We start from the raw sequence: 5,419 nt of genomic DNA on the forward strand, positions 1-5,419 counted from the left end.
GATGAGGATCACGCCCCCTGCGCTCCGGCGTAAGCGGTGATCTGATGTGAGCCGTGGTCGTTCGGTGCCATCCAAGCCGTTGGCTGGCCCGGACACCACACAGACCAATGCAATGGTGTGTCAACACTATGTTGACACCCGCCAACACCCCCTTCGGGCCGGGAATCAGGCCTGAAGGACATACATTCCGGTTGATCCTGCCGGAGGCCATTGCTATTGGGATCCGATTTAGCCATGCTAGTCGCACGAGTTCAGACTCGTGGCGAATAGCTCAGTAACACGTGGCCAAACTACCCTTCGGAACACAATACCCTCGGGAAACTGAGGCTAATAGTGTATCCCATACCACCACTGGAATGAGTGGTATGCCAAACGCTCCGGCGCCGAAGGATGTGGCTGCGGCCGATTAGGTAGACGGTGGGGTAACGGCCCACCGTGCCAATAATCGGTACGGGTCATGAGAGTGAGAACCCGGAGACGGAATCTGAGACAAGATTCCGGGCCCTACGGGGCGCAGCAGGCGCGAAACCTTTACACTGCACGACAGTGCGATAGGGGGATCCCAAGTGCACAGGCATAGCGCCTGTGCTTTTCGGTACCCTAAGGCGGTACCAGAATAAGGGCTGGGCAAGACCGGTGCCAGCCGCCGCGGTAATACCGGCAGCCCAAGTGATGGCCGATCTTATTGGGCCTAAAGCGTCCGTAGCTGGCCGCGCAAGTCCATCGGGAAATCCACCTGCTCAACAGGTGGGCGCCCGGTAGAAACTGCGTGGCTTGGGACCGGAAGGCGCGACGGGTACGTCCGGGGTAGGAGTGAAATCCCGTAATCCTGGACGGACCGCCGATGGCGAAAGCACGTCGCGAGAACGGATCCGACAGTGAGGGACGAAAGCCAGGGTCTCGAACCGGATTAGATACCCGGGTAGTCCTGGCCGTAAACAATGTCTGCTAGGTGTGGCTCCCACTACGAGTGGGTGCTGTGCCGTAGGGAAGCCGCTAAGCAGACCGCCTGGGAAGTACGTCCGCAAGGATGAAACTTAAAGGAATTGGCGGGGGAGCACTACAACCGGAGGAGCCTGCGGTTTAATTGGACTCAACGCCGGACATCTCACCAGCATCGACTGTGGTAATGACGATCAGGTTGATGACCTTATCCGAGCCTCAGAGAGGAGGTGCATGGCCGCCGTCAGCTCGTACCGTGAGGCGTCCTGTTAAGTCAGGCAACGAGCGAGACCCGCACCCTTACTTGCCAGCAGTACCGCGAGGTAGCTGGGGACAGTAGGGGGACCGCCGTGGCTAACACGGAGGAAGGAACGGGCAACGGTAGGTCAGTATGCCCCGAATGTGCTGGGCAACACGCGGGCTACAATGGTCGAGACAAAGGGTTCCAACTCCGAAAGGAGACGGTAATCTCAGAAACTCGATCGTAGTTCGGATTGTGGGCTGCAACTCGCCCACATGAAGCTGGATTCGGTAGTAATCGCGTGTCACAAGCGCGCGGTGAATACGTCCCTGCTCCTTGCACACACCGCCCGTCAAAGCACCCGAGTGAGGTCCGGATGAGGCGTTCCACGAACGTCGAATCTGGGCTTCGCAAGGGGGCTTAAGTCGTAACAAGGTAGCCGTAGGGGAATCTGCGGCTGGATCACCTCCACCGACCCGAGACCTCCCACACGGGAGGCTCACCTTACGACCGTCTTTCTAAGACGGTCACTACTCATTCGCATTGGACTGTGTCCGTCCGCCCATCCACCGGCTTGGACACTTCAGAACGACCACGGCTCACACAACACGCGAGACAAGAGCCTTCCCTTCGGGGAAGGTGGGCTCATAGCTCAGCGGTAGAGTGCCTCCCTTGCAAGGAGGATGCCCTGGGTTCGAATCCCAGTGAGTCCATGTCCGTTCGGTCGGTTCGAAACGTGCCCCTTAAGGGGTCGCCGACGAACCGATTGAACACGACGACCGATGCACCATCCCGGGAAACCGCGGATGGGAAGGGTTCGATGAACGCCCCGTCACACCCGGGGCGATTCAATGACAACCGTGTATACGTGCGATCCAGACGTCCACTGAACTCATCCGAGTTCGTGGAACGTCAGTGAACCATATACAGTCGGAACACTCTGACGAGTGTTTCTGACACCGTCAACAACTCTCCTTCGAGAGTTCGTTGACACACTACTGGCTACTGTGCCAGCTGGTGAATGGCTCGGCTCGAGAGCCGACGACGGACGTGCCAAGCTGCGAAAAGCTCGTGGGACCCGCATGGAGGGAAAGAACACGAGATCTCCCAATCGGAATCCGTTCAACAATTGCCACGCGCAATAGGGAACGCCCTGAATTGAAACATCTCAGTAAGGGCAGGAAAAGAACGCAACAGCGATGTCGTCAGTAACCGCGAGTAAACGCGACACAGCCCAAACCGAAGGTCTTCTGACCAATGTGGTGTTCGGGTTGACAACCAAATCTCGACAACTCATCTGAAGTCTCCTGGAACGGAGCGTGAAACAGGGTGACAACCCCGTAAGATGAGTCAGTACGGATGGCGTCAAATCCAGAGTAGCAGGGGTCGGATATCCTCTGTGAACACCTCAGGCATCCCCTGAGAAGGCTAAACACTCCTCGAGACCGATAGCGAACAAGTAGCGTGAGCGAACGCTGAAAAGCACCCCGAAAAGGGCGGTGCAATAGGGCCTGAAATCAGCTGGCGATCGAGCGACAGGGCGTACAAGGCGTCTCTTGAAACGACCGAGAAGCGATTCTCTAGTAGGAAAAGAGACGAGCCGGCGTCGTGTCGTGCGTTTTGAAAAACGACCCAGGGAGTGCACTTGATTGGCGAGTCTAACCCGTGAACCGGGGAAGGCGCAGGGAAACCGATACGGCCGCAGCACATTCGTGCGAGGGCCACCGTGTTCAAGCGCGGGGAGTCAATCGGGTGCGACCCGAAACCAGGCGATCTACGCGCGAGCAAGGTGAAGCGTGGCGAAAGCCACGTGGAGGCCTGTTAGAGTTGGTGTTCTACAATACCCTCTCGTGACTCGTGTGTAGGGGTGAAAGGCCCATCGAGCCTGGCAACAGCTGGTTCCAACCGAAACATGTCGAAGCATGACCTCTTCCGAGGTAGCCCGCGGGGTAGAGCTACCGATTGGATGACCCGCCTCCGAGAGGAGTCGGCCATCCTGTCGAACTCCAAACCCGCAGGCGCTGTAGACGAAGGGAGTCCGGTGCGCGGGGTAAGCCTGTGTACCGTGAGGGGAACAACCCAGAGCCGGGTTAAGGTCCCAAAGTGTAGATTAAGTGCGATTCGAAGGTGGTCTCAAGCCCTAAACAGCCGGGAGGTGAGCTTAGAAGCAGCTACCCGCTAAGAAAAGCGTAACAGCTTACCGGCCGAGGTTTGAGGCGCCCAAAATGATCGGGGCTCAAATCTACCACCGAGACCTGGCCGTATCCGTCAAAGGATAACCGCGTAGGTTGGCGTACTGGTCGGACGGAAGCCCGGGCGAGAGCTCGTGTGGACCGTCCAGTAACGACAATCCTGGTCACAGTAGCAGCGATAGTCGGGTGAGAACCTCGACGGCCTGAAGAGCAAGGGTTCCTCGGCACTGCCGTTCAGCCGAGGGTTAGCCGGTCCTAAGGTGTACCACAACTTGACTACACCGACGGGAAGCTGGTTAATATTCCAGCGCCATCGTGCAGTAAACGCCGACGCCGTGTGGAACGCTGAGCCGGGCACTCGCCCGGTCGAATCGCGGAAACTCGTGGAAACCGTCACGGTACGAAGCGAGCGAAACGCGAGATAGCGAAAGTCAGCCGTACATAGGGCCCGTGAAAAGGCAAGCATGATGTCCGTACCGAGATCCGACACAGGTGCTCTGCCAGCGCAAGGCAAGGCCTGTCGGGAGAACCGACGTTAGGGAATTCGGCAAGTTAGTCCCGTACCTTCGGAAGAAGGGATGCCTGCTCTCGACGGAGCAGGTCGCAGTGACTCGGGCGCTCCGACTGTCTAGTAACAACACAGGTGACCGCAAATCCGCAAGGACTCGTACGGTCACTGAATCCTGCCCAGTGCGGGTATCTGAACACCTCGTACAAGAGGACGAAGGACCCGTCAACGGCGGGGGTAACTATGACCCTCTTAAGGTAGCGTAGTACCTTGCCGCTTCAGTAGCGGCTTGCATGAATGGATAAACGAGAGCGCCACTGTCCCAACGTTGGACCCGGTGAACTGTACGTTCCAGTGCGGAGTCTGGAGACCCCCAAGGGGAAGCGAAGACCCTATAGAGCTTTACTGCAGGCTGTCGCTGAGACGTGGTCGCCGATGTGCAGCATAGGTAGGAGTCGTTACAGAGGTACGTGCGCTAGCACGCCACCCAGACAGCATTGAAATACTACCCGTCGGTGACTGCGACTCTCACTCCGGGAGGAGTACACCGGTAGCCGGGCAGTTTGACTGGGGCGGTACGCGCTCGAAAAGATATCGAGCGCGCCCGAAGATCATCTCAGCCGGGTCGGGAATCCGGCGAAGAGCGCAAGAGCAAAAGATGGTCTGACAGTGTTCTTCCCAACGAGGAACGCTGACGCGAAAGCGTGGTCTAGCGAACCTACGAGGTTCCGGAATGGGACCCGTAGATGACAGAAAAGCTACCTTAGGGATAACAGAGTCGTCACTCGCAAGAGCACATATCGACCGAGTGGCTTGCTACCTCGATGTCGGTTCCCTCCATCCTGCCCGTGCAGACGCGGGCAAGGGTGAGGTTGTTCGCCTATTAAAGGAGGTCGTGAGCTGGGTTTAGACCGTCGTGAGACAGGTCGGCTGCTATCTATTGGGGGTGTGAGGTACCTGACGTGAACGAACGTATAGTACGAGAGGAACTACGTTTGGTCGCCACTGGTGTATCGGTTGTCCGGAAGGGCAGATGCCGAGTAGCCACGCGACACGGGGTAAGAGCTGAACGCATCTAAGCTCGAAACCCACATGGAAAAGAGGTACCACCGAGGTCACTCGTAGAAGACGAGTTCGATAGACTCGGGGTGTACGCACCGAGGCAACGAGGTGTTAAGCCCACGAGAACTAACAGACCGAGCCACATTCATTGGCGCTGACGCGCCACGAACTCGCATGAGTTCAGGCGGTATCTGGATCGCACGTATACACGGTTGTTTCGAACCACGACCGACACAGGCGTCGCTCATAGAGCGTCTCGGTTCGAGTCCGAGAGTCGGCATGAAGGCGGCCAGAGCGGTGGGGAAACACCCGTACCCATTCCGAACACGGAAGTTAAGCCCACCAGCGTATCGTGAAGTACTGGAGTGAGCGATCCTCTGGGAACCACGAGTCGCCGCCTGCCCACTCATACGGGAATACTCCCACCACAGCCCACGGACAGCGCGTCCGTGGGCTTTCTTCATATCCAACGAG

The 5,419-nt window shown here is 57.8% G+C and carries 1 tRNA gene and 3 rRNA genes; all 4 read left to right on the forward strand.

The annotated features are described in order from the left end of the window. Positions 1–184: 184 nt before the first annotated feature. The 4 genes from EXE48_RS18030 to rrf all read left to right on the forward strand — a co-directional run bounded on the left by EXE48_RS18030 (position 185) and on the right by rrf (position 5,348). Positions 185–1,654 (forward strand): 16S ribosomal RNA (locus EXE48_RS18030). A gap of 170 nt (positions 1,655–1,824) precedes the next feature. Next, positions 1,825–1,896: transfer RNA gene (locus tag EXE48_RS18035), tRNA-Ala, on the forward strand. Between the two features lie 280 nt (positions 1,897–2,176). Next, positions 2,177–5,093, forward strand: a 23S ribosomal RNA gene (locus EXE48_RS18040). A 133-nt stretch (positions 5,094–5,226) separates the two neighbouring features. Next, positions 5,227–5,348 (forward strand): 5S ribosomal RNA (rrf, locus tag EXE48_RS18045). The 16S, 23S and 5S rRNA genes sit together here with 1 tRNA gene alongside, the layout of an rRNA operon. Positions 5,349–5,419: the final 71 nt, after the last annotated feature.

Origin of the sequence: Halorubrum sp. ASP1 (genome assembly GCF_005435135.1) — an archaeon.
Classification (GTDB): domain Archaea; phylum Halobacteriota; class Halobacteria; order Halobacteriales; family Haloferacaceae; genus Halorubrum; species Halorubrum tropicale.